Annotated in this window: 23 protein-coding genes and 1 tRNA gene; 7 read left to right on the forward strand and 17 right to left on the reverse strand. The window is 40.3% G+C overall.

What is annotated here, in order from left to right:
- Positions 1-117 precede the first annotated feature (117 nt).
- The 3 genes from ACTFWY_RS01575 to ACTFWY_RS01585 all read right to left on the reverse strand — a co-directional run bounded on the left by ACTFWY_RS01575 (position 118) and on the right by ACTFWY_RS01585 (position 2,611).
- Positions 118-750, reverse strand: coding sequence for an HD domain-containing protein (locus tag ACTFWY_RS01575; RefSeq protein WP_005472230.1), 633 nt, complete (start codon positions 748-750; stop codon positions 118-120).
- 119 nt (positions 751-869) lie between these two features.
- Positions 870-1,070, reverse strand: a complete 201-nt coding sequence (locus ACTFWY_RS01580) for a cold-shock protein (protein WP_003126918.1) — start codon at positions 1,068-1,070, stop codon at positions 870-872.
- Between the two features lie 416 nt (positions 1,071-1,486).
- Positions 1,487-2,611, reverse strand: a complete 1,125-nt coding sequence (locus ACTFWY_RS01585; protein ID WP_138371726.1) for a baeRF6 domain-containing protein — start codon at positions 2,609-2,611, stop codon at positions 1,487-1,489.
- Positions 2,612-2,791: 180 nt separating this feature from the next.
- Here ACTFWY_RS01585 and ACTFWY_RS01590 point away from each other — a divergent pair.
- A tRNA-Arg gene (locus ACTFWY_RS01590) sits at positions 2,792-2,863 on the forward strand.
- A gap of 226 nt (positions 2,864-3,089) precedes the next feature.
- On the opposite strand, the gene ACTFWY_RS01595 is transcribed toward ACTFWY_RS01590, so the two are convergent.
- The 11 genes from ACTFWY_RS01595 to sfsA all read right to left on the reverse strand — a co-directional run bounded on the left by ACTFWY_RS01595 (position 3,090) and on the right by sfsA (position 13,430).
- On the reverse strand, positions 3,090-4,271 hold the full coding sequence (locus ACTFWY_RS01595; RefSeq protein ID WP_311810714.1) for a GNAT family N-acetyltransferase: 1,182 nt from the start codon (positions 4,269-4,271) through the stop codon (positions 3,090-3,092).
- Between the two features lie 56 nt (positions 4,272-4,327).
- Positions 4,328-4,741 carry a DUF3284 domain-containing protein gene (locus ACTFWY_RS01600; RefSeq protein WP_003126911.1) on the reverse strand — a complete coding sequence of 138 codons (414 nt, stop codon included), beginning with the start codon at positions 4,739-4,741 and terminating at the stop codon, positions 4,328-4,330.
- On the reverse strand, positions 4,738-4,926 hold the full coding sequence (locus ACTFWY_RS01605) for a DUF3188 domain-containing protein (protein ID WP_003126909.1): 189 nt from the start codon (positions 4,924-4,926) through the stop codon (positions 4,738-4,740). The genes ACTFWY_RS01600 and ACTFWY_RS01605 overlap by 4 nt, the downstream gene beginning before the upstream one ends.
- 53 nt (positions 4,927-4,979) lie before the next feature.
- Entirely contained in the window at positions 4,980-5,201 is a 222-nt protein-coding gene (locus ACTFWY_RS01610) for a hypothetical protein (protein ID WP_003126906.1), read from the reverse strand.
- A 118-nt stretch (positions 5,202-5,319) separates the two neighbouring features.
- The gene (locus ACTFWY_RS01615; RefSeq protein WP_003126904.1) at positions 5,320-6,756 is read right to left on the reverse strand and encodes a PTS sugar transporter subunit IIC; all 1,437 of its coding nucleotides are present in this window, start codon (positions 6,754-6,756) and stop codon (positions 5,320-5,322) included.
- Positions 6,757-6,844: 88 nt separating this feature from the next.
- On the reverse strand, positions 6,845-7,162 hold the full coding sequence (locus ACTFWY_RS01620) for a PTS lactose/cellobiose transporter subunit IIA (protein ID WP_003126901.1): 318 nt from the start codon (positions 7,160-7,162) through the stop codon (positions 6,845-6,847).
- Between the two features lie 24 nt (positions 7,163-7,186).
- On the reverse strand, positions 7,187-7,504 hold the full coding sequence (locus tag ACTFWY_RS01625; RefSeq protein WP_003126900.1) for a PTS sugar transporter subunit IIB: 318 nt from the start codon (positions 7,502-7,504) through the stop codon (positions 7,187-7,189).
- A 135-nt stretch (positions 7,505-7,639) separates the two neighbouring features.
- Complete coding sequence (locus ACTFWY_RS01630) at positions 7,640-10,351, reverse strand: sigma 54-interacting transcriptional regulator (RefSeq protein ID WP_103299890.1); 2,712 nt, start codon at positions 10,349-10,351, stop codon at positions 7,640-7,642.
- A 65-nt stretch (positions 10,352-10,416) separates the two neighbouring features.
- A complete protein-coding gene (locus ACTFWY_RS01635; protein ID WP_230321040.1) occupies positions 10,417-11,673 on the reverse strand; it encodes a DEAD/DEAH box helicase in 1,257 nt (418 codons plus the stop codon).
- Positions 11,674-11,685: 12 nt separating this feature from the next.
- Entirely contained in the window at positions 11,686-12,684 is a 999-nt protein-coding gene (locus tag ACTFWY_RS01640) for a Gfo/Idh/MocA family protein (protein ID WP_003126897.1), read from the reverse strand.
- A gap of 17 nt (positions 12,685-12,701) precedes the next feature.
- Complete coding sequence (sfsA, locus tag ACTFWY_RS01645) at positions 12,702-13,430, reverse strand: DNA/RNA nuclease SfsA (RefSeq protein ID WP_005472220.1); 729 nt, start codon at positions 13,428-13,430, stop codon at positions 12,702-12,704.
- 371 nt (positions 13,431-13,801) lie between these two features.
- On the opposite strand from sfsA, the gene ACTFWY_RS01650 reads away from it, so the two are divergent.
- The 3 genes from ACTFWY_RS01650 (at position 13,802) to ACTFWY_RS01660 (ending at position 16,075) form a co-directional block, all read left to right on the forward strand.
- The gene (locus ACTFWY_RS01650) at positions 13,802-14,146 is read left to right on the forward strand and encodes a DUF4828 domain-containing protein (RefSeq protein WP_003126895.1); all 345 of its coding nucleotides are present in this window, start codon (positions 13,802-13,804) and stop codon (positions 14,144-14,146) included.
- A 210-nt stretch (positions 14,147-14,356) separates the two neighbouring features.
- Entirely contained in the window at positions 14,357-14,518 is a 162-nt protein-coding gene (locus tag ACTFWY_RS01655) for a hypothetical protein (RefSeq protein WP_003126893.1), read from the forward strand.
- A gap of 222 nt (positions 14,519-14,740) precedes the next feature.
- Entirely contained in the window at positions 14,741-16,075 is a 1,335-nt protein-coding gene (locus ACTFWY_RS01660) for a serine hydrolase (RefSeq protein WP_311810715.1), read from the forward strand.
- Positions 16,076-16,146: 71 nt separating this feature from the next.
- Here ACTFWY_RS01660 and ACTFWY_RS01665 read toward each other — a convergent pair whose 3' ends face one another.
- Positions 16,147-16,665, reverse strand: a complete 519-nt coding sequence (locus tag ACTFWY_RS01665) for a GyrI-like domain-containing protein (protein WP_103299887.1) — start codon at positions 16,663-16,665, stop codon at positions 16,147-16,149.
- 130 nt (positions 16,666-16,795) lie between these two features.
- Between ACTFWY_RS01665 and ACTFWY_RS01670 the strand changes: the two genes are divergently transcribed.
- A complete protein-coding gene (locus ACTFWY_RS01670) occupies positions 16,796-17,998 on the forward strand; it encodes a YdcF family protein (RefSeq protein ID WP_029487014.1) in 1,203 nt (400 codons plus the stop codon).
- 119 nt (positions 17,999-18,117) lie between these two features.
- On the opposite strand, the gene ACTFWY_RS01675 is transcribed toward ACTFWY_RS01670, so the two are convergent.
- Both ACTFWY_RS01675 and ACTFWY_RS01680 read right to left on the reverse strand, forming a co-directional pair.
- Entirely contained in the window at positions 18,118-18,630 is a 513-nt protein-coding gene (locus ACTFWY_RS01675) for an HD domain-containing protein (protein ID WP_003126881.1), read from the reverse strand.
- A gap of 125 nt (positions 18,631-18,755) precedes the next feature.
- Positions 18,756-19,514, reverse strand: coding sequence for a TrmH family RNA methyltransferase (locus ACTFWY_RS01680; RefSeq protein ID WP_242387636.1), 759 nt, complete (start codon positions 19,512-19,514; stop codon positions 18,756-18,758).
- Between the two features lie 109 nt (positions 19,515-19,623).
- Here ACTFWY_RS01680 and ACTFWY_RS01685 point away from each other — a divergent pair, with 109 nt between their 5' ends.
- Together ACTFWY_RS01685 and yidC are read left to right on the forward strand one after the other, a co-directional pair.
- Positions 19,624-19,905 carry an acylphosphatase gene (locus tag ACTFWY_RS01685; protein WP_005472207.1) on the forward strand — a complete coding sequence of 94 codons (282 nt, stop codon included), beginning with the start codon at positions 19,624-19,626 and terminating at the stop codon, positions 19,903-19,905.
- 112 nt (positions 19,906-20,017) lie between these two features.
- Entirely contained in the window at positions 20,018-20,947 is a 930-nt protein-coding gene (gene yidC / locus ACTFWY_RS01690) for a membrane protein insertase YidC (RefSeq protein WP_005472205.1), read from the forward strand.
- Positions 20,948-21,031 lie beyond the last annotated feature (84 nt).

Here is a 21,031-nt window from a genome sequence, read left to right on the forward strand (position 1 = left end):
ACAAGTCTTCAAAAACATACAAGATACTAAGAGCAGAGGAGGAACTTATCGACGGATGAGTTTCTCCTCTGCTCTTAGTATGTTTTTTTCATAGGTAAACTTGTTTCACAGACCATTTCAATTTTTGATTAGGTTTGCGATTTCTTCTAGAAAATTTTCTTTTCCATAGAAATCTGCATTCAATAGTTCTGGAAAGACCGCTTCAAAGAAGTAAGACACACTAGGACGGTGATTAAAATTTTTGACCGTCATTACTGCTTCGCGAAACATTTCTTTGTAGACTTTATCTGGATTGCTTTTTGAAATTTCTTCAAAAGATTCATAAAGCAAATCAATTTTATCTGCGATCGCCAACAATTGGCCTTCCAGGGAATCATCTTTACCATCCGCTAATCTACGACGATAAATCGGCTGAAATGATTCTGGAATCTCTTCTTCGATGAATGTATCTGTCATCTTTTCTTCTACTGTCGAAAGCATTTGCCGCAATTCTTTATTTGCATATTTGACAGGCGTTTTGATGTCTCCAATGAATCGTTCAGTATAATCATGATTTAATGCTTTTTCATAGAGAATCTGCCAATCGATCGTATTTCCCGCCTGCTCTTCAATATCAGCCAATGTCTGGGCAATCATTGCGACTCGAAAAGAATGCGCCGCGACGCTATGTTCTGTAAACTTAAAGAACCCCGGCGCCCGTTGAATCTTTTCCAAATTCGCCAGTCCCAAAATAAATTCATTCAGTCCCATCCTGAGTCCCCCTTTTTTCAAGTATAACAAATACAGAAAATGCAAACAAATTTAGACTCTACCTTCTTTTGAATGAAAGCACAAAAAAAGAGCAGCTAGGCTGCTCTGATAGGCAATAATTAAGCTTTGTTTACGTTAGTAGCTTGTGGTCCACGTTGTCCGTCTTCGATATCGAAAGTAACAGCTTGACCTTCTTCTAAAGTTTTGAAGCCTTCACCTTGGATAGCTGAAAAGTGAACGAATACGTCGTTTCCGTTTTCTGCAGTGATGAAACCAAAACCTTTGTCTGAGTTAAACCATTTTACTGTACCTGTTTCCATAATAAAAATCCTCCTTGTGTTAAAACACATATTTTGCAATTACTTGTATATGGTGAAAATGTGGGAGATGTTTTAAAATGAAACAAGCTACCATAAATTACCGTAACAAAAACTACACTTCGTATTATAGCACAGTTTTTGCTTCTTGACTATCGCAAACTTAAAAAAAATGAAAACGCAATTATTTCTTAACTTTCTCCACAAAGAAGGCACTTTTTTAGAGAAAAAGCCTGTGACATATGTTCTACAACAAAGGGACTAATCCGAAAAATTCTACGATTGCTCCTACAGTTTGTAAGTTCTAGTAGCAACTATACAAGGGATACGCAATCCTGGTAAATCGTTCAGATTATTCTTCTTGTTGTTTATGTCACAGGCTAATTTATTCAACTGGTGCTTTACGGATATTTAGGAAACTAGTACCGCAAGATCGCAGTCAAACTTTTCTCATCCGGCGCATCTTTTTGCTCCAATATAGAGACTTCTCCACTGTTTTCCAACACATTTTTGGCCAATGTATTCAGCACTTGCCGACGATCATACTCAGTATCCGGGTCTTCTCCGAAGCCATCCACTAAATTTGAAGTGGCGATAAAGAGCTGCGCGATCCGTCCTTCTTTCGCTGCTGGTACAATGTCCACTAATTGATCCATAAATTTGCGGTCAAGCAGTTTGTTGTAAGAAGCTACTTCATTCTGCATCAGATCGTCCATCAATTTTTGCGCACACTCGGCAATTTGTTGTGGGGATAATGAAGCAGGCGATGACGCAATACAAGCATCTTTTTTGAAGTAACTTGTTTTTGCAATCTTCTTAAATAATGTTTGATTTTCAGGGAGTGCAAAAAGATAAAGCGGTAAATTTTCCTCATTTGGAAATTCATTTTTAAAATAATTGTCTACAGCTTGGTAGTAATTGACATGATCGATCTCAACCTCTTCGTCTTTAGCACTGAAGCCGTGGTAGGCAACGCCTTCACCAGAACTGTTTGGTGCACCTTGTGCACTGTAATTGAAATCTCCACCACCGCTGATTTCTTCACCAAGAGCAGTTTCAATGTCAACAGGAGCGTCTTCAGGCAATGCCACTTCAGTGACTTGCTTGTTTTCAACATGGTATACTTTCATGGAATCCCGATTCAATGCAAGTAAATAAAAGGCATAATTGAATTGGGCATTTTTGATGATCGCCAACAGGTAAGGTGTATCTCCGACATAGTATTGATCATCCACGGGAATACTCAAGCGATGGATCAATGTTTCTTCTGCTGTTAAGATCACTGCCACACTTTTGGTGCTGCTGCGCCAAAATGCCTGATCAGCAAGCAGAGTCTCAATTTTTTCCTGGAATTTGTTCCATGAGTGGTCGGGATATCTCTTCTCAAATCGGCGTTTTGCTTCTTTAGCAAAATTTTTGAATTTGATTTGATCTTTCTCAACATTTTGGTGACCTACGTGAGTATTTAGCATGATCGTGACAAATGGTCCATTGATTCCGTCAGTTGTTAATTGCGACAAAAAAGCTTTCCCAAATTTTACCATTCAACATTACCTCCTACTTGATCGGTTACACCTAAAGTGTACCATGCCTATTTTTATCCATAAAGCAAAACGATTGCATAAATCGGGTTTCTATTCCTCATCTTCCCTTATCCCGCAACAAAAATAACTATGACTTAGGGTTGCAGGAAGATGAATTTACAGGTAAAATGGGATTGTTGTGTTCCCTTAGTTAAATGGATATAACAAGTCCCTCCTAAGGATTAGTTGCTGGTTCGATTCCGGCAGGGAACGTTGAAAGAACCTGTTAAACTCTTGCTGGACAAGAGTTTTTTTGCTTATCAGATAAAAAAATCTTAGTTGCAACAGAACACTTGTCTAAGAAGCAAGTTAAAACCAAAGATGATAAAACAGATCTGATCCATCAGCTGTCCGTATCACTGCTCTCATTTCTTAAAGGATTCCTACCTAAAACGCGAGGGGACCATCAGGTATTTTGCTGATTGGACGACTCGATAAATCAGAAATAGTCTTCTAATATTGGTTTTCCTATTGGAAGATTAGACTTGATGCAGTTTATTGCTGCATCATCTGCCACTAATTGTTCCAAGAAAACCATTGTATCAACTGTTTGGTATCCCATAAATAACTGGACAAAACGCTGCACGGTTGTTTTTACTATTGGTTGTTGCGTCTGCGTTACTTTTTCGATTGAATGCTGACCGTCCTTGATAGAGATTTCATAAATCCCATTGTTCCAAGGCGCATATTTATCTTCTTGGATCTCAATAGCAAAAGCTCCATTTAGCTGATAAGTAAAGGGATATTGCGTCAAAAAGCGATGAACATCGACTACTCGCGCCATCATATCCGGTCTCACCTGATAGTGTGCTATTGGTTTGGCAGCAATTGCCTGGCGAATATCATTGTCATAACCTGGTTGATAAATGATTCGGGCAACAGAATCGGCATGAGAGACAATCAATCGATTCAATCCGTGATAAGCCTCAATATTTAAGTAACCCCACTCTTCAATGATGAATTTGCCTTCTTGAATCGTATAAACTAGATAACCGGTATTATTCCCAGCTTCATCGCGGTAAATGGCAAATGTATACGGCTTACGATACGTAAATTTGATCGTTTCCCACCAATCTGCTCGCAGCAATCCGCCTTTTTTATGTCTTGGCATAGCATGATAAATATCGTGGATCACACTTTTAGCCTCTGACCATGGCAGACGCTGAATCGAACCTGTTACTCTGGGACTATCGGCCCATTCATGAGCAGCAACGTCATAGACCATACGTTCAAAGACGTATTCATACCCATAGCGACGATAAAAGGGAAAAGAAAAAGGTGCTAAATAGGAAAGGACAATTCCCTGCTCATAACAATCTTCCAAGATGCGGCGCATGATGCGGTCGATTCTTCCCTGACTTCGATATTCTGGATATGACGCAACAAAACCGATTCCTGCCATCGGATAGCTTGTTCCATGAAAATCAATGGCAAAAGGTGTGGCCATGATTTGACTAGCCAACTTTCCTTGATCATCATACGAACCATAGTTCCATGAATTCTCTGCTAGCAAGCGATAACGCTCCTTATTTTTCTCACTTAATTCCCATTGGAAAGCATAAGCCACTAAATCCAAAACTTCTTGTGGGCCTGCTTCATCCATTCTACGTACATCACTCATCCGATTTCCTCCTATTACCTACCTGGAAAACACAAAAAAGGCGTCACAGGACCCCTTTAATATGATTCTTCCATCATAACCAGCATTTTTTTGAATTGTTTTCGTTTAAAATAACCTAGAATCGTTCCAAGTAGCATATCATTCATTTGTTGCAAAATACCGAATGACTTCATCGTTTCCGTATAAATTACCTTTGTCTGCTTTTCATTTATCGTTTCCAGCTCATAGCGAACGACAAACTCATTTTTGGTTGTCTCTGTCCGAAACTGATAGACTTGATTCTCAATGACTTCTTCAATTTTGATTTTTGCACGGCTGGAAGCTGAAAATTCCTTGACGTACTCATATCCGGCTAACTGTTTGCGGGAAACCGTTTTGCCTGTTGCCTTGCGGATATCAAATATCACTGAGTCGATTATTTTATCGAAAAAGACTGGACTTGGAACGTTCAATGTTTTTTCAATTTTCATTTAGACTGTCCTCCATTTGATTGATCAGCTTTTTTCTTGCCTTTCATAAACAACAAACCGCCGCCTATCAGCAAAGCAATTCCAGTAGTAAAACTGAAAATGTCTAAACGCATATTGCTTGGGTTCATGCTATACAAAATCACAAGCAACCCGATACTGCACAAAAATAAGCCGTTTTTTATCATTTTGATTCATCCCTATCTATTTAATCGTCCCTGACATCAGTTGTATTACGACATCAAACAGCGGTTGCTTGAAAGTATAGCACAGATCCCCATGGTTGGGCCTTAATCAATTCTTTCGCTTTTTTAGCTGCTGCTTCTGCATCGTCAGCTGTGGTAGTAAAAATCAATTTGATCCCTTGTTTTTCTTTAAATGTGTAAGACACACCGTCTTCATTGTATCCTTCTAATAATTCTTTGATTGCATCTTGCTGCATAGCACTTGCGATTGAGATCATTTTTTATTCCTCCTCGAGCAGTTTTCTTGCTGCTGTTTTCTAACTGTATTCTTAATGAATGAAAAGAAGAACTGCTACCTCAACTATGAAGCGATAGCAGTTCCTCTCGATTAAAGGGCTATTCGCCTAATTTTGGATCAATTTTATTTGCTGAGATAACAAATGGCGCCCAGATGAAGAAGGTGACCACCATACATACTAAAGTGACGATTGGCGCACGCCAGTCTGCACCGGTTGCTAAGAATGATAATAACATTGGCGGCACAACCCAAGTTACTTGTTGAGAAACTGGTGAGACTAATCCCCAGTAAGTAGCTAACCAACCAATTGTTGTAGCAACAAGCGGTGCAATAATGAATGGAATGAACATGATCGCATTCAACACGATTGGCAAACCAAACATGACTGGTTCGTTGATATTGAAGATACCAGGTCCAATTGATAATTTGGCAACTGTCAGATAGTCTGCACGTTTAGAGAAAACTAAGATGGCGATCAAAAGAACAATCGTTCCACCTGAACCACCAAACCATGCAAATGCATCGAATGATCCACGAACCCACATATACGCTTTTCCATCTTCAATGGCTGCCAATACCGCGCTTGTTCCAGTTTTTCCATCATATCCTTTTTGGAAAATATCAATATTGATCAACTGTGCTTGTCCCCAGATACCTTCCAAAACTGGTGCCAATACGTTTGGACCATGGATACCAAAGAACCAGAAGATTTGTACAAAAACAGTAACGATCAAGACTGCACCTATTCCTTGAGAAAGACCCAAGAATGGTTCAGCAATATATTTCTGAACAAGGTCGATAATCAATTGTCCATCCGTCAATTGTCCAACAATAAAGTTAATAATAGCAATAACATACAAAGCGATCGTTGCCGGTAAGATTGCGGCAAAAGCTTTCGAAACTGCTGGTGGAACGGAATCCGGCATTTTGATTGTAATATTGGCTAACATTAATTTACAGAAAATGATGACTGAGATTGCTCCCATGATCATTACAGTAAAGTATGCATTCCCATTTAGATGGTTCAAATTCAACCAGCCCCAGCCGCCAGCTGTAATTCCTTCAGCTGTTGCTGACCAACCAGTTGTTGCTGTACCAGCATTGATTTCATCCATCAAATTTGCAGGAACTGTCGTCGCAACAGATGTGCTATATGAAAAAGCGATTCCTTGGATCAGTGTCGCCATTCCGACGATCCCACCGGCAAGGTCATTGACGCGGTATGCTCGGGCTAAGTTATACCCCCAAGAAAAAGCAAAAACCAATCCAGCTACAGCTAGTGTACCATTCCAAACAAACCCATTAATACTAATAATTTCACGTATAACTGGAATTGTACTTGCATCATAACTAGGCCAAAACTGTGGCGGCAGATCGCGAATGATCGCATTGATCATTACAGCGATCGAACCAGCCATTGTCGCGGGCATTGTTCCAATAAACGCATCACGCAACGCTACTAAGTGCTTTTGAGCACCAATCTTCGCTGCTACGGGGAGAATGTATTTCTCCATCCAACTCGTTAATCCATCCATTTTTATGTCCTCCTATAAGTTCTATTCGCCAAAGAAGATTTTTCTAAGAGATAAAATCAACAAATAACTACTTCTATCCGTTCAAAGATTATTCGTTACTCATACGTCGATAAATATCAATGATTTCTTTCGCTAGATCTGTAAATGCGATTGATGTCATTAGATGGTCTTGCGAATGAACCGTCAACAAGGTCACTGTCATATGGTTGCCTTGTGCTTCTTGTGTCAACAAACCAGTTTGTGAGTGGTGTGCTTCTACTAAAGATGCTTCAGCATCCGCAATCTTTTGGTCTGCCAATTCAAAATTTCCTTCTTTGGCTGCCGCAATTGCCTCCATTGCATCACTTTTCGCATTTCCGCCATACATGATCAAACCCATAATGGCTTCCAAATTTTGCTCGTCCATCAAAAAAATCCTCCTCTTACTTCACTACTTCATTAAGCTTTCTGCTTGTGCTAAAACTTTTTCGCCATTCATCATGCCATAATCAGCCATGTTGATGACTTCTAAAGGAATCCCTTTAGGTGCTAATTTTTGTTCAAACTGTGATTTCATAAAACGTACTTGTGGGCCTAACAATAGAACATCCACCGGTTTTGATTCTAAATGTTGGTCTGCTTCTGAAGCGGAAACTGCAAAAATATCTGCGTCCATTCCTTTTGCTTCAGCTGCTTTTTGCATTTTTGTTACCAACAAACTAGTACTCATGCCAGCAGAACATACGAGCATAATCGTTTTTTTCGCCATCATTGTCACTCCTTTCTAAATTATTATTTACACTTAACTATAAAGCAAAAAGCGTGCCAAAATAAAAAAAGTGCAAACCTTGATTTAACAATGGTCTGCACCAATTTAACGCTTACACACTTTTACTTTTTCTCATTACACACTAATATTGTGTGCGGATTCATGATGATTTTTTATTTCATTTTCTAAGAACATCTGTGTGAGATACGCAATCTCATCTTCAGAGATCTTGATTTGATAATTTTTTTCGATTTGCAGCAAGTTCGTTCGCAACACATCGGTCTCGATTCGATACCGCTTTTGGAAGTTTGCTAAATCCTTAAATGCTCGGGAAGGTTCCTTTTTCAAATTGCTCTCCACAAGAAAAGCAAGGTGGATCACTAACCCGGCATCTACAGTCGGTTCTAGTGTCACATGCAGCTGATTCTGAACCTGATGGACGATTCGTTGCAAGCTCTCGATCAAATGGTAGACAGACCCGACATGCGTAAGGGTATTTTCAAGAGAGCGAACAATTTTCTCGATGGGAACTTCATCAGAAACGATTCGCTTCAGCACATTCAACCGTTCGTCATCAAAGACATCATAAGCCGAAAAGAAAGGAATGTTTTGATAATCGATATCTACTGTGCCAGCGATGGCTTTGATCTCATATTCTTCTAGCAACCCATCGATGTGTTTCTTGAAGGTTTCTTTCTCAATAAATTGCATTTGAATAATTTCGACCTTCTCTTGATCGACGACCGGATAGATGCGCTGATACAGCTTGGCAGCGACACCTTCTCCCGTAAAGCACGTAACGATTACTGCCTTTTTATTGCCTTTGGCTTCCCGAACCGTGCGGAATTGCTCTTGAACGATCGTCTCAAAGGAACGCTGGATGTTTTGATAGATATCCTCGAGACTGCGTCCACTCTCTGCCATGCGCAAAGCTTCCAGCACGATCATCGTACTGGACATGGAGATTGCTTTCGTCCGAATGCCCGTTTCTTCATAAATAAGTGTTGCAAAAGAGTTCAATGATCCCATATCAGTGAGAAGCAATAGACCATTACTTAATTTATCTTTATTCTTAGAAACATAGGCCAGTAACTTTTCGTACATTGCGCCCACTTCTGTATCCAATGACATATTCATTGCATAACCGCTAGTGGTTTCCAATAGCTCCTGTGCGGTTTCCAGCATGCTGCTAGCTGTTGCTCTTCCATGCATCAAGACGACGACTTCTACCTTCTCAAGCGGCATGATCTGTTTTTTCACCTGAATAGCTAGAAACATACTAATAAAGCCAATTTCATCGAAGGGAATCTCCACGTGTCGTTCCTCTTCAATAATAGTTGATAGATCCATCGCCACCTGAAACTCTGATTTCAGATTTTTCCGAATCGTATTTAAGTCTGGATGAACGATCATGTGGCCTTCTTTTACGCGTTCTAATGTACTTTGAAGATGAAGTGCAAAGGCAAAACGTGCTTTTTCATTGTATGTACGATCCAATTTTTGCTCAGCGATATCATAAAGGTGATTGGTCAGTTTCCAAATATCTTCTGGAATCAACTCTTTGTGAACGGGATTTTGCGTCAGCTCTTCTACATACATTTCAAAATAGGCATCCACATCCTTGGAAATCAGATTTTCCAGATCGATCGTTGCAACACCTGTCTCGATCAAGCTGCTGACTTTCTCTTCAATCTCATTGTAAACCTGCATATTTCTTTGAGGATCTTGTGACCAAACAACATCTTGATCCCCAGGCTCGAAACTCAAAAAATCGCCTTTGCCTTCTAAAAATCGATCGAGACGTTCCGACATTTCTTTGATTTTCAACAATCCTTTTTGGACTTGCAGTGAACAATCTTCTTTACGAATCAATAAATGCTTTTTGCCGTAGGTCCGATAATGGAGGAATGCTTTGGCACAGACTAATTTCAAATCACGTTTGATTTGACCGATATTGCCTTCTGCTTCATACAGCATAAAGGCCAAAATCGCATCTCGCTCAACGTCGATCCGTTGATTGAGCCGAGTTGCTTCTTGCTTGATAAATAAGGAGATGATTTCATATCGTTCATCCAGTGAACGACTCTCCACATTCGGCAAAGTGATGGCCATTGGAATCCTTCGGTTGAATGTCGTCAAAAATGTTTCTGAAGATTCTGTTGTAGCACCGATGATCTGCACAGAAGCTTCGTACACTTGATTGCTTTCACCTAGAGGACGATAGACTCCCTTGTCGATAAAGGTAAAGAGCATTTCCTGGCCTTCCGGCGGCAAACGATGAATCTCATCCAGAAACAAAATACCGCCATCGGCTTTCGCCATTAGTCCGGGACTATCTTCCGCAGCGCCAGTGTATGCGCCTTTGCGGATCCCAAAGATATGACCAAATAGCAATTGGGGATTTTGCGCATAGTCCGCACAATTAAACGCAACAAATGGGGCATCTTTTTTCAGCATTTTTGATTCCACAGCGAAATGATACATACACTCCGCAAATAATGATTTCCCGGTCCCGGTTTCGCCGAATATAATAGTATGCAGTCCACGGGGCGGATATAGAATGGCCGCTTTCGCCTGTTGGATACTGACTTTCAAAGAAGCTTGAACGCCCACCAGACTTTCAAAGCTAACCTCGGAGGACACATCCACATGAACTTCCTCATTCAATGGTTCATAGATTACTGGTCGACCAGCACGCTTGCTGATTTTATTTTCTTTAAATAATTCACTGAGATAACGGCTTGCATTACTGCGATCGATTTGTAAAATCTCCGCAACCTCTAAGGCTGTCAGACCTTGTTTGTGCAGTTCGATCGTCTGAAAGATTTCTTCTTTCCTTGAATTCACGAAAATGCCTCCTCAATATTACACACTAGTAATTAACCACCGTTAATGGTAACACAAAAAGACGCTCAATGGCGTCTTTTGCCTTTATCTTTTTGGTTTTTTTGCTTTTTCTTCGTTTTCTTTGGCATAGTGTGTAATTTTTCAGAAGTTTTTCTGGAATTTTTCTGCACACTCTGCTCTTTTTTAGGTTCACTTTTAACTTCCGGACGCTCTGTGTGAAGCGCACCTCCATGCAAGAAAACTTCTTGCAGCGTTACATCCAGCTGTGCGGCAATTTTCTTTAGATCCTTTAATGTATGGTCTTGGACGATCGTGATCACTGTGCCCTCATTTCCCATCCGTCCCACACGACCTGCTCGGTGAAGATAAGATTCTTTCTCTTGTGGAACCTCGGTGTTGACCACATACCCCAGCTGATCGACATCCAATCCTCTGGCAGCAACATCTGTCGTTAGTAATTCACAAATCTTTCCCTGACGGAACCCATCAAGCGAAGCACGGCGGGTCAGTTTGTTCTGGTCTGAAGCAAGGGAGGCGACTGGCAAACCATGAAAGAGCAGTTTTTCTTCAGCATTACCTAATGCACTTAATTCATTGAAAAAAATCAATCCCTGAAAATCTGGTAAGTAAGCCAACCGGCGCAAAGCATCCACTAGTTTACGACTCGGGTAATTCAAATAATAATGATGGATCATCCCTTTGCTCTGGTCTTCCTCTGTCACATCAATGACCTGTGGTGTTTCAAAAGCCAGTTCTTGAATTTCTTTTAGAACCTCATTGGCAGTTGCAGAGAAGAAACTGCGAGTCGCCTGTTTTGGAATAAGCGTCAAGATTTTGCTAGCGAGCCCAAAGGCCCCTTCTTTCAGTAATTGATCCACTTCATCCAAGACTATCCCGTGAATCTGTTGCGTTTTGACTTTTTTTAATTTGATCAATTCCAATACTCGTCCTGGTGTCCCCACCAAAACTTCTGGTTTGGCCTTCAACTTTTCAATTTGTCGCTTAGTATTTGCGCCGCCAATCAGTGGTAAAACCTGCAAATCTAAAAGCTGGGCCCAATCTCGTGCGACCTGTGTGACCTGCATGGCCAGTTCTTGGGAAGAGGTCAAAATCAGGAGCTGATTGCCTTCACCAACTTTTACAGTTTCCAATAAAGGTAGTAAATAGGCCAATGTTTTCCCTGAACCTGTCGGCGAAACGCCTACTACTGATTGTCCTGATTTCAAGAGGGGGTAAACCCGTTCTTGAATCAGTGATGGCGCAGAAAAGCCGCTGCTTTGCCATTTTTCTTGCCAAACTTCTGCTAAATAAGTTGCTGTCATACATTCCATTCCTTACTCTTTGTCTGCGTCAAAGGATATTTCTGCGTGTTTTCTCATGAGATAGATCGCTTCATTGACATCACGAGCTAATTCGATCCATTCTTCATAGCGCGCACCCAATTGGGGATCTGCTTTATTTTCGATGACTTCTGCAAAATCTGCAGCTTCTTCGACCATCGGATTTGCCTGCGCAGTCACCGGTAATACCGTTTCATTATTTGTACGGTCATAAAATACCGCTTGTTCAATGGCATTGACTGCATTTAGTTCCAGTGTTCCATTTTCAAAATATATTTCTGATTTCAAGTCAGAGTTGCCGATTTTTCCAGTTTGAATGGTTACGTCAAAAGTTTCATAACGTAAAATGATCGTACCGATCCCATCGACTCCTGTCACGATTTTCCGGGCAAAATAATAAACATTTTGTGGTCTGCCAAACCAAGCTAGTGCTGCATAAACGGGATAAACACCCAGATCTACCAATGCGCCGCCAGAAAAATGGGGAGAAAAAATATTTGGCTCCTCTCCTGCTAACACTGCATCATACCGTGAAGAGTATTTCATATAGGTAAAGTTTGCACCAATGATATTGCCATGTTCAGTTAAGACAGACGCAATGGTGTCAAAACTTTTCTCATGAATGTTGCGCGCTGCTTCAAAAAATAAAACTTGATTTTCATTGGCCAATTCAATGATCTCAGCCATTTCTGATGGTGTCGAAAAGGCAGGTTTTTCGACGATCACATTTTTTCCTGACAAAATCCCTTGTTTTGCTTGTTCAAAATGCAAACTGTTGGGAGATGCAATATATACCGTATCTAATTCTTCTAGTTGAAAGAAAGCCGTTAAATCATCTACACAAGTCACTTCTCCATATTTCTCTGCAAAAGACTGAGCAGTCGCCAGTTTTCTAGAATAGACAGCCGTTAGATGGTAGCGTCCCGTTTCATGTGCAGCTTGTACAAATTGATCCGTGATCCAATTTGTACCGATTATCCCTAAATGAATCATTCATATTCCCTCTTTTCTTATAAGTTTGGGTCTTCAAAAGCAGCCGTAAGATCAAAAGGTACTGCTTTATTAATGGAAATGCTGGTTTCATCCACAAGACAATTATACGCGAAAACTTGGATTCCGTCTGCAATTGCTTGTCCGATTTTTTTTGCTAGCTCTGGTTGCATGGCACGATGGATCGTCGCGACATCAATGTCTTCAAATTGGACGACAAACAATACCGCGGCATAGTACCCTTCTTTCTTAGCATCTATCAGTTCACTTACATGTTTCAATCCGCGACTGGTGGGCGCATCTGGAAAAGCACCCACTCGTTTGTTTTCCAAAGTCATCCCTTTGATTTCTATAAAGCCCTTTTCTCCGACATCTGTTTCAAAATAAAAATCAAACTTTGAACGGTGATACGTCACTTCTCTCTTTAGTAAAGTTAGATTGCCTGTGATCTGCGGTAAAAGAATCGTTCCGTCCAACAAGGATTCATAGGCCAAACGGTTTGGGACTTGACTGTCGATATTGATCCATTGGTCGCCCTTTTTTACTGCGATCAAATCATAATTAGTTTTTCTCTTTGGACTATTCCAGTATTGCAAAGTGACTAACGCACCAGCAACAAGTACCTCTTTTCCTCGACCAGTATTTTTGACGTGAACGATTACTTCCTCCCCTGACATCAATCGACAGCGGGCAATAAAGCGATTTTCCCGAATAATAAATATCGCTAAGTGACTATTTGGATATTCCATCTTTTTCCCTCTCCATTAATACCTCGGCCTTAAAACAGCCGGACTTCCTTAAATAAACGCTAAATCAGTTGATCTAGTAATTGATGATGTTCTGATTCTCAGTGAAAGACTCTCTTTCAATTAAAGTAGGAGAAAGCAGAAAACTTTCTATCTGATTTTACCATAAGCTATGGAACAATGCTTTGGGTCAGCATCATTGCTGCAGCTATCCGCTGCCGCTGCAATTTTCTGGTATTTTCTGAGAACTGCAAGATTTGATAAATGGATTATACGGTCAATTAAAAACTTTTAAAGTTCCGACCAAAGTAGGAGGATTTCTTTGTTCCCCATGGTATACTAGTTCCATCATAGGTAGGAATGGATGTGAAAATGTGAAAAAACGTTCACTGTTGATTGGTCTGTCACTTTTGACCGGTGTTGCCAGTTCGCTCATATTAAGAAAAGAAAAGCAAAAAACTGAGCCCCGCCAACAATTCGTGGGGAAATGGCAGTTCACTTCAAAAATGAAAGACACTGTATCCATTGAGATCACAGAGGAGCATTCACTGACAATTGATGGGAAACATTCACCTACTGTGATCGTTGAGCTGACCCCATCAAGATTGGTTTTACTAGATTCATTGGGTTACCATTTGATCATTGAACAAAAGGACCAGCGCTTCACCCTTTATGATGAAGCAGAAGATTGGCAATATCCTTTGACAAAGATCGAATGATTTCTTCAAAGTTTCTTCATTATTTATTCTTGATTTCCTCTGAAAATGCTCAGACTTTCTACCAGCATTTTTAGACAGTTCATGCTATGATAGTAATAAGAAGTGGTTGAACAAGGTGTTCCGTTGAGTGATAGATGATCGTTCATAGATTAAGGTGTAGGTTCGATTCCTACCTTCCACATTAATTAAAAACAGAAAGAAGGGATTTCTATGTTAGCGACGTTTGTTTCACTTTTTTCAATCTTTGGTTTAGCCGCATTACTTGGAGGAACGCTGTTTCTTGCCCGCCAATTGATGCAGCAAGAAACAAGAGCAGTGAAAGTACCTGTAAAAGTGCAAAGTGAGGATCCCCGAAATCATATTCGCCGATAGTTTTATTAGATAAAAAAACTGCTTTTCTTTGTTCGTTAAAGAAAAGCTTTTTTTTATGTCTAAAAACAACTGTTGTTTCAAGACAAAGCGATCACTGGTGTGATTCGGCAAGAAGAAAAAAGCTGGTTCTTACGAATTTTTGAACTTTCTGTTAGAGTATTGCAACTCAGGAAACTCTTTGTTAAACTTTTGATTTAGATACAGAAACGAAGGAGTTTACCTATGCAGAAATTATCCAAAATCTGGTATTCATTGATTGCGGGTCTAGCAACCCTCTTTTTTATTGCCGGAATACCATTGATCTCCCACGCTGAGGAAACTACATTTACCGCTGAAGAAATCAAAAACTTTTCTATCGATGCAAAAGCTGCTTTTTCAGTGGATTTCGATACAGGCAAGATTTTATATGACCAAGAGGGAGAAACCCCGATGGGCATCGCCTCAGTGACAAAAATCATTAGTCTGTATCTAGTAGCAGAACAAGTCAAGGAAGGCAAATTGACTTGGGAAGACCCTGTTGAAATCTCACAATATGCAGCCGACCTCAGTGTCACACCTGACTTGTCCAATGTTCCTTTGCATCGTGATGTTCAATACACCGTTAAAGACCTTTATGAAGCGAGCTACATTCAATCAGCTAATGCTGCGGTCGTTGCCCTAGCAGAGAAAATTGCCGGGTCGGAGCCAGCCTTTGTCGATCAAATGAAAGACAAACTCACTGAATGGGGAATCACAGATGCTAAGATTGTCAATGCTTCCGGACTGAATAACACCTATCTGGGAGAAAACCTTTACCCTGGTTCCACTTCCACTGATGAAAATGAATTATCTGCAAAAGATGTCGCTATCGTAGCGAGACATTTGCTCCAAGACTTCCCAGAAGTATTAGAAGTCACCAGCACGGTTACCAAAACATTTGGTGAAGGTTCCTACTCACCAGTTGAGATGGTCAACTGGAACTGGATGCTACCTGGTTTCATCAACGCCAAAGATGGTGTTGACGGTTTGAAAACCGGAACCACCGATTTAGCAGGTGCTTGCTTTGTTGGAACGGCTGTGCGAGATGGCCAGCGTATTATCACCGTAGTGTTGAACGTCAACGGTCATGCTGAGAATCCTAGTGTACGTTTCACCGAAACAGGCAAACTGATGGATTACTCATTTGATGCGTGGGAGCAAGTTCCTATTCTATCTGCTGGTGATCAGTTAGCAGATACAAAAACGGTCGCTGTTAAAAACGGCAAAGAACTTACTGTTCCCATAGCGGTAAAAAATGATCTTTCTGTTTGGGTACGTAAAGATATGGATCCAAAAGACTTCACCACAACAATCGATTATAACAAAACAATGAACGAAGAAACTGTCTCTGCACCAGTTGCCAAAGGAACGGATTTAGGAAAAGTAACAGCAATGATTCCTGCAGATACATTAGGTTATATGGATGGTAGTAAAGAAGTCCCTACTACTGAGCTGATCACTACTAAAGCCGTTGAAAAAGCAAATATTTTTGTTATCGGCTGGCGATCAGTTGCCAATTTCTTTACAAATCTTTTTTAATCAAAAATAAACTTCCAGTGTTTGGCGTTGCCGGTAAGACCGGTGATCACTGAAACACTGGAAGTTTTTTGTTAAGAGAGTAACTCTTCTTTGGTCACAACAGGCGCAATCGGTTCAATAGGAAAATACAGTTCTACTTCCCCTTCTTGAAAATTAGGCAGGTAGTGTTCCTGAATAGCTGCTGCCAGTTGAACATTATTTTCTGGAAGAACTTCTCTCAACATCTTCTCTGTCATCATGTTTAGATTGGATTCATTTGTTTTTACGACCATGTATTCCATCTCTGGCATTTGCCAACGGACCCAATCTACTGGTGGAAAATTATCCGTAGTGACTTGGACACCCGCAAGGTAACGTCCTGTCTCTTGCCATGGTTCCAGCCAGTTCTCTCCGTCACTCATCAATCCCCAGAACTGCAGATCTTCCGCTTCTTGATCGGCTAGCAAAAACTCGATTTCTTCAAAATCTTTCGTTGCAAGATCCCATAGTGCCGGTACCCATGAAGGGCCTTCTTCAGCAAGACCTTTCCCTTCTTTTCCGACAACATAAAACGCTGGGAGTGTTACTCGGATCACTTCACCTAATTCCATGCTTGTGCCTCCTTCTTTCTTCTCTATCCATTGTAGCGAATTCAAGAAAATTCAGCAACTTTGACCACATCTGCAAGCTTTTTCTTCGAAAATTAGGTATACTGTTCTTAGATTTAAAGGAGTGAAAAGAATGGATTTTACACAAATTGGGCTTTTCAGTATCGCTTATATCTTAGGAGCGATTTTTGTTTTTTGGTACCGCAAGAAAAAAGATGACCCAGATATCTTTTTCTTCGAGTGTTGTTGGACGATTGCCGCTTTATTGGCCTATTTGTCCATTTCGGAATTACGTACTGGCAGTTTTTTTATCTTAGCCCCGCTTAGTTTGGCCGGATTATTTTTATATTCCTATTTTAAAAACAAGCATCGTTTAGTGAATGGTTTGCTTTTTAATGTCTTCATCTTGACCTTTGGGATTTATTTGCTCGTTAATCTTTATCGGACAGAAGATATTTTAGTCGGCGGGATTTTAGCTGTTGCATTAGTTGGCTTTCTATTCGTTTTTCTTTTTGGTTTGTATGGATTGATTATTTTCCTCTATTGGAATTCAATCGTCGTTTTACGCCGAGAATCCCACTCATTGGCCAACCTATTGACATTGGTTTTAGCTATCGTTTTAACGATCTTGTTGGTATCGGATTCCTTTTTACATGCCTTACCAAGTTGGGTCAGTGTTTTATTTACAATTTTTCCGGCATCGCTGCTTTATTTTTTTGTGGTTTTTCTTAATTTTTTGTCGATCTCGGTTATTTATCAATTCAATCATCCCCGCTATGACCAGGACTTCATTATAGTTTTAGGGGCAGGTCTCCTTAATGGCGAGAAAGTTTCTCCATTATTAGCCCAACGGATCGATAAAGCCATCGCATTTTATCATCTTCAATTTCGTGCGAAGAAAACAGCCCCTCGTCTTTTGATGTCCGGTGGTCAAGGCAGCGACGAAAAAATTCCTGAAGCAGTGGCCATGAAAGAATATGCCGTTTCTCAAGGAATCCCTGAAAGTGAAATCTTAGTGGAAGCCAATTCGACAACGACTTACGAAAATATGAAATTCTCCAAAGAAATCATGGATTCGTTACGTCCAGAAGGATATCACGCAATCTTTGCTTCCAATAACTATCATATTTTCCGGGCAGGGATGTACGCCGACCAAGCGCATGTCAAAGCAGATGGGATTGGCTCACACACAGCCTTCTATTACTTGCCAAATGCTTTTTTACGAGAATATATCGCCATTTTGTTCATGCACAAAAAAAGACATGCGTTAGCTATAGGCGGAATTGCAATTATCATCTTTTTGATGACTATTCTCGAATTTTTCTTTGGAAACTAGCGTAAGTATGCCCTTTGAATGGAATCATGAGCACCACGATCCAATTGTTTCACCACCATACAAAAAAAGCGCCTGGAATCTGATAAATCACTACAGATTCTAGGCGCTTGCCTGTTTTATTAGAGATGTGTTGGTCGTTGTTTATGCCAAAACCGTTGTTGCCATTTTGCTTTCATGGCTTGAGTCATTGGTTCTGATGCTTCCTTCACCGCACAATATTTATCCACCATGGTTACGATATAACTTTCTTTATATCGGGGTGGTGCAATGGTTGCTCCCCACATATGTTTCAAAATAATGTCCCGCTCGAGATCACTTAATTCAGTAATTTTCTCTGCGTTTTTAACGGCAATTCGCGGATGCATATAGGCATGTGTTCCTTCATCGAATTTGGTTGTACGCCAATCATAATAGAAAAGGTCATGCAATAATCCAGCCCGAGCTGTTGCACGAGCATTGCCGCCCCATTTTTTTGCCAATTTATAACTGTAATAAGAAACGCTGATCGAATGTTCTAAACGTGTGGAACTCATATGTTGAACATAATTGGCTAATTTTTTTACAGCTTCTGTCTCTAACAAATCTGCTACATAAGACATATACTCGCTATCTTCTTGCCATTTTTCTGTCATAGATTTATGCCTGCCACCTTTTTGATACTGCTTATTTCTTACAAATAGAAGTATAGCATCTGCTCAGACAGAATTCTAGGAGAATCCAAAGAGTTGCTTTGAGTTTAACAGTTCCTTAAAAAAGTCTAACTGACAAAAAAGTACATCAAAATACCGGCAGCAATAGCTACATTCAGTGATTCTGCTTGCCCATAGATAGGAATATAGACATTTTGATCGGTCAACGCTAAAATATCTGGATGGACGCCTTGTCCTTCGTTCCCTAAGATAAACGCAGCTGTTCCTTTCTTAGATAACTCCGTATAAGAAACCGCCTCTTTATTCAACTCAGTCCCGTAAATAGCAGTCCCTTGGACTTTTAATTTTTGGATGAATGCTGGCACATCCCCTTCAAGGATCGGTAAATGAAAGTTGCTGCCTTGCATACTACGCAAGACTTTTGTGCTGTAACGATCAGCTGTGCCTGTTCCTAAAAAGACCCCAGCAAAACCCGCAGCATCGGCTGTACGAATCATGGTCCCAACATTCCCTGGATCCTGGACATTATCTAAAATCAGCCAATTTCCATGAATCGTTTCTTGAACCGTCTCTTTTTCGATCACTGCAAAGATCCCTTGGGGTGTCGGTAAATCTGATAGAAAAGCAGCTACTTCATCGGAGATACGAAATACTTTGTCTTGATAGTCTTTTAACTGATTGCCGGTTTCTTGGATTCCTTTATCAGTAACAAATAGATAATTGATCGGTGCCGATGCTGCAATGGCTTCTTGTACCAAATGCCAACCGTCGATTATATACGTATTGGTTTGATTGCGGTATTTTTTTTGTGCGAGTTTTTTAACCTCTTTGATCAATGTATTTTTTTTTGAAAGAATTTCCCTCATCCTGTTCACCTCGCCTCATTATAGCATGAGTCAAAGGATGAAACTTGTTCTTTCGTTAGAAAAACGCTATCATATACCATAGAGGTTGACTGAAACGAGGGGTGATTTGATGAAAAAAATACGCATTCAAGTTCAAGGCCGAGTCCAAGGAGTCGGTTTTCGTTACACGACAAAATTGTTAGCGGACCGGATGGGGATCCAAGGATCCGTCAAAAATGAATCTGATGGTTCAGTAACGATCGAAGCTATCGGCGAAGAGAAACAGGTAGACGCTTTTGTTGAAGCAGTCAAAGATTCACCGTCTCCTTCTGGTAAAGTGACAAGTACAAAGATCCAAGAAGATCCTTCTATCAAGGAAAGAACAAGTTTTGATGTTGAATATGGTTACTAAATCTACGACGAAAGATTGATTTTTCAATGAATTTCCTTTTGTACATTGAAATAGTCGGTCTTTTTTAGTATAGTTATTTTTGTCTAAATTTATAGTGAAGAGGAAGAAAAGAATGTCAAAAATGAATAAATGGCTGCTCTCGTCTGGATTGTTAGGACTTTTACTGACTTTATCCGGATGTGTCAGCACAAACTCTGATGGAACACCGAATGAAAACGGCATGATCTATCGTTTCTTAGTGAAACCATTAGGTAATTTGATCACCATGCTGGTAGAAAACTTCGATTGGTCTTATGGTTGGGCAATTATCGCTGTGACAATCGTTGTACGCCTTATTATCTTACCGCTTGGGATCCATCAATCGAAGAAAACGATGATCCAAAGTGAAAAAATGCAGTTCTTGAAACCGCAGGTAGATATCGCACAAGCCAACTTGAAAAAAGCGACCACTCGTGAAGAACAAATGCAAGCACAAGCAGACATGCAAAAAATTTATTCTGAAAATAATGTCAGCATGTTTGGCGGAATCGGTTGCTTGCCGCTGCTGATTCAGATGCCAATATTTTCAGCTTTGTATTTTACTGCTCGTTACACACAAGGGATTCAAAATTCGGAATTCTTTGGGATTTCCTTAGGACAACCAAGTTTCCTATTTGTAGCCATTGCTGGTATTTCGTATCTCATACAAGGATATATTTCAACCATTGGAATCCCAGAAGAACAGAAAAAAACGATGAAAACAATGTTGATCGTTTCGCCATTGATGATTGTCTTCATGTCATTAAGTGCACCTGCTGGTGTAACGTTGTACTGGGTTGTCGGCGGGGTCTTCAGCTGCCTGCAAACCTTTATTACAAATGTCATCATGAAACCTAAGATTCGTGCGCAAGTTGAAGCAGAAATGAAAGCCAATCCGCCTAAAACGGTCGTGACGCCTCGGAAAGATGTCACTCCTACGCAGCAGACGCAGCCTACAACGCCAAAAAACTTGAATCATAAAAATGCAAAAGGCCGTAATGCCGGCAAACAACAACGAAAATAAATTTAGAACTATGACCGACTCTTCTCGGTCATAGTTTTTTTGATTGCTTTTTTGGGGTATTCTTTTCTGATTGAATTGATTATG

The organism is Enterococcus sp. 125944 (genome assembly GCF_051909435.1).
GTDB lineage: Bacteria > Bacillota > Bacilli > Lactobacillales > Enterococcaceae > Enterococcus_D > Enterococcus_D gallinarum.

Excerpts from the sequence above, each read along its gene's own strand:
- ACTFWY_RS01655 (WP_003126893.1), top strand. The coding sequence starts at position 14,357 with ATGTTAGCGACGTTTGTTTCACTTTTTTCAATCTTTGGTTTAGCCGCA.
- yidC (WP_005472205.1), top strand. The coding sequence starts at position 20,018 with ATGTCAAAAATGAATAAATGGCTGCTCTCGTCTGGATTGTTAGGACTT.
- ACTFWY_RS01600 (WP_003126911.1), bottom strand. The coding sequence starts at position 4,741 with ATGAAAATTGAAAAAACATTGAACGTTCCAAGTCCAGTCTTTTTCGAT.
- ACTFWY_RS01680 (WP_242387636.1), bottom strand. The coding sequence starts at position 19,514 with ATGAGGGAAATTCTTTCAAAAAAAAATACATTGATCAAAGAGGTTAAA.
- ACTFWY_RS01665 (WP_103299887.1), bottom strand. The coding sequence starts at position 16,665 with ATGGAATTAGGTGAAGTGATCCGAGTAACACTCCCAGCGTTTTATGTT.
- ACTFWY_RS01620 (WP_003126901.1), bottom strand. The coding sequence starts at position 7,162 with ATGGACGAGCAAAATTTGGAAGCCATTATGGGTTTGATCATGTATGGC.
- ACTFWY_RS01625 (WP_003126900.1), bottom strand. The coding sequence starts at position 7,504 with ATGGCGAAAAAAACGATTATGCTCGTATGTTCTGCTGGCATGAGTACT.
- ACTFWY_RS01640 (WP_003126897.1), bottom strand. The coding sequence starts at position 12,684 with ATGATTCATTTAGGGATAATCGGTACAAATTGGATCACGGATCAATTT.
- ACTFWY_RS01575 (WP_005472230.1), bottom strand. The coding sequence starts at position 750 with ATGGGACTGAATGAATTTATTTTGGGACTGGCGAATTTGGAAAAGATT.
- ACTFWY_RS01675 (WP_003126881.1), bottom strand. The coding sequence starts at position 18,630 with ATGACAGAAAAATGGCAAGAAGATAGCGAGTATATGTCTTATGTAGCA.
- ACTFWY_RS01635 (WP_230321040.1), bottom strand. The coding sequence starts at position 11,673 with ATGACAGCAACTTATTTAGCAGAAGTTTGGCAAGAAAAATGGCAAAGC.
- ACTFWY_RS01660 (WP_311810715.1), top strand. The coding sequence starts at position 14,741 with ATGCAGAAATTATCCAAAATCTGGTATTCATTGATTGCGGGTCTAGCA.
- ACTFWY_RS01685 (WP_005472207.1), top strand. The coding sequence starts at position 19,624 with ATGAAAAAAATACGCATTCAAGTTCAAGGCCGAGTCCAAGGAGTCGGT.
- ACTFWY_RS01585 (WP_138371726.1), bottom strand. The coding sequence starts at position 2,611 with ATGGTAAAATTTGGGAAAGCTTTTTTGTCGCAATTAACAACTGACGGA.
- ACTFWY_RS01610 (WP_003126906.1), bottom strand. The coding sequence starts at position 5,201 with ATGATCTCAATCGCAAGTGCTATGCAGCAAGATGCAATCAAAGAATTA.
- ACTFWY_RS01595 (WP_311810714.1), bottom strand. The coding sequence starts at position 4,271 with ATGAGTGATGTACGTAGAATGGATGAAGCAGGCCCACAAGAAGTTTTG.
- ACTFWY_RS01605 (WP_003126909.1), bottom strand. The coding sequence starts at position 4,926 with ATGATAAAAAACGGCTTATTTTTGTGCAGTATCGGGTTGCTTGTGATT.
- ACTFWY_RS01670 (WP_029487014.1), top strand. The coding sequence starts at position 16,796 with ATGGATTTTACACAAATTGGGCTTTTCAGTATCGCTTATATCTTAGGA.
- sfsA (WP_005472220.1), bottom strand. The coding sequence starts at position 13,430 with ATGGAATATCCAAATAGTCACTTAGCGATATTTATTATTCGGGAAAAT.
- ACTFWY_RS01580 (WP_003126918.1), bottom strand. The coding sequence starts at position 1,070 with ATGGAAACAGGTACAGTAAAATGGTTTAACTCAGACAAAGGTTTTGGT.
- ACTFWY_RS01615 (WP_003126904.1), bottom strand. The coding sequence starts at position 6,756 with ATGGATGGATTAACGAGTTGGATGGAGAAATACATTCTCCCCGTAGCA.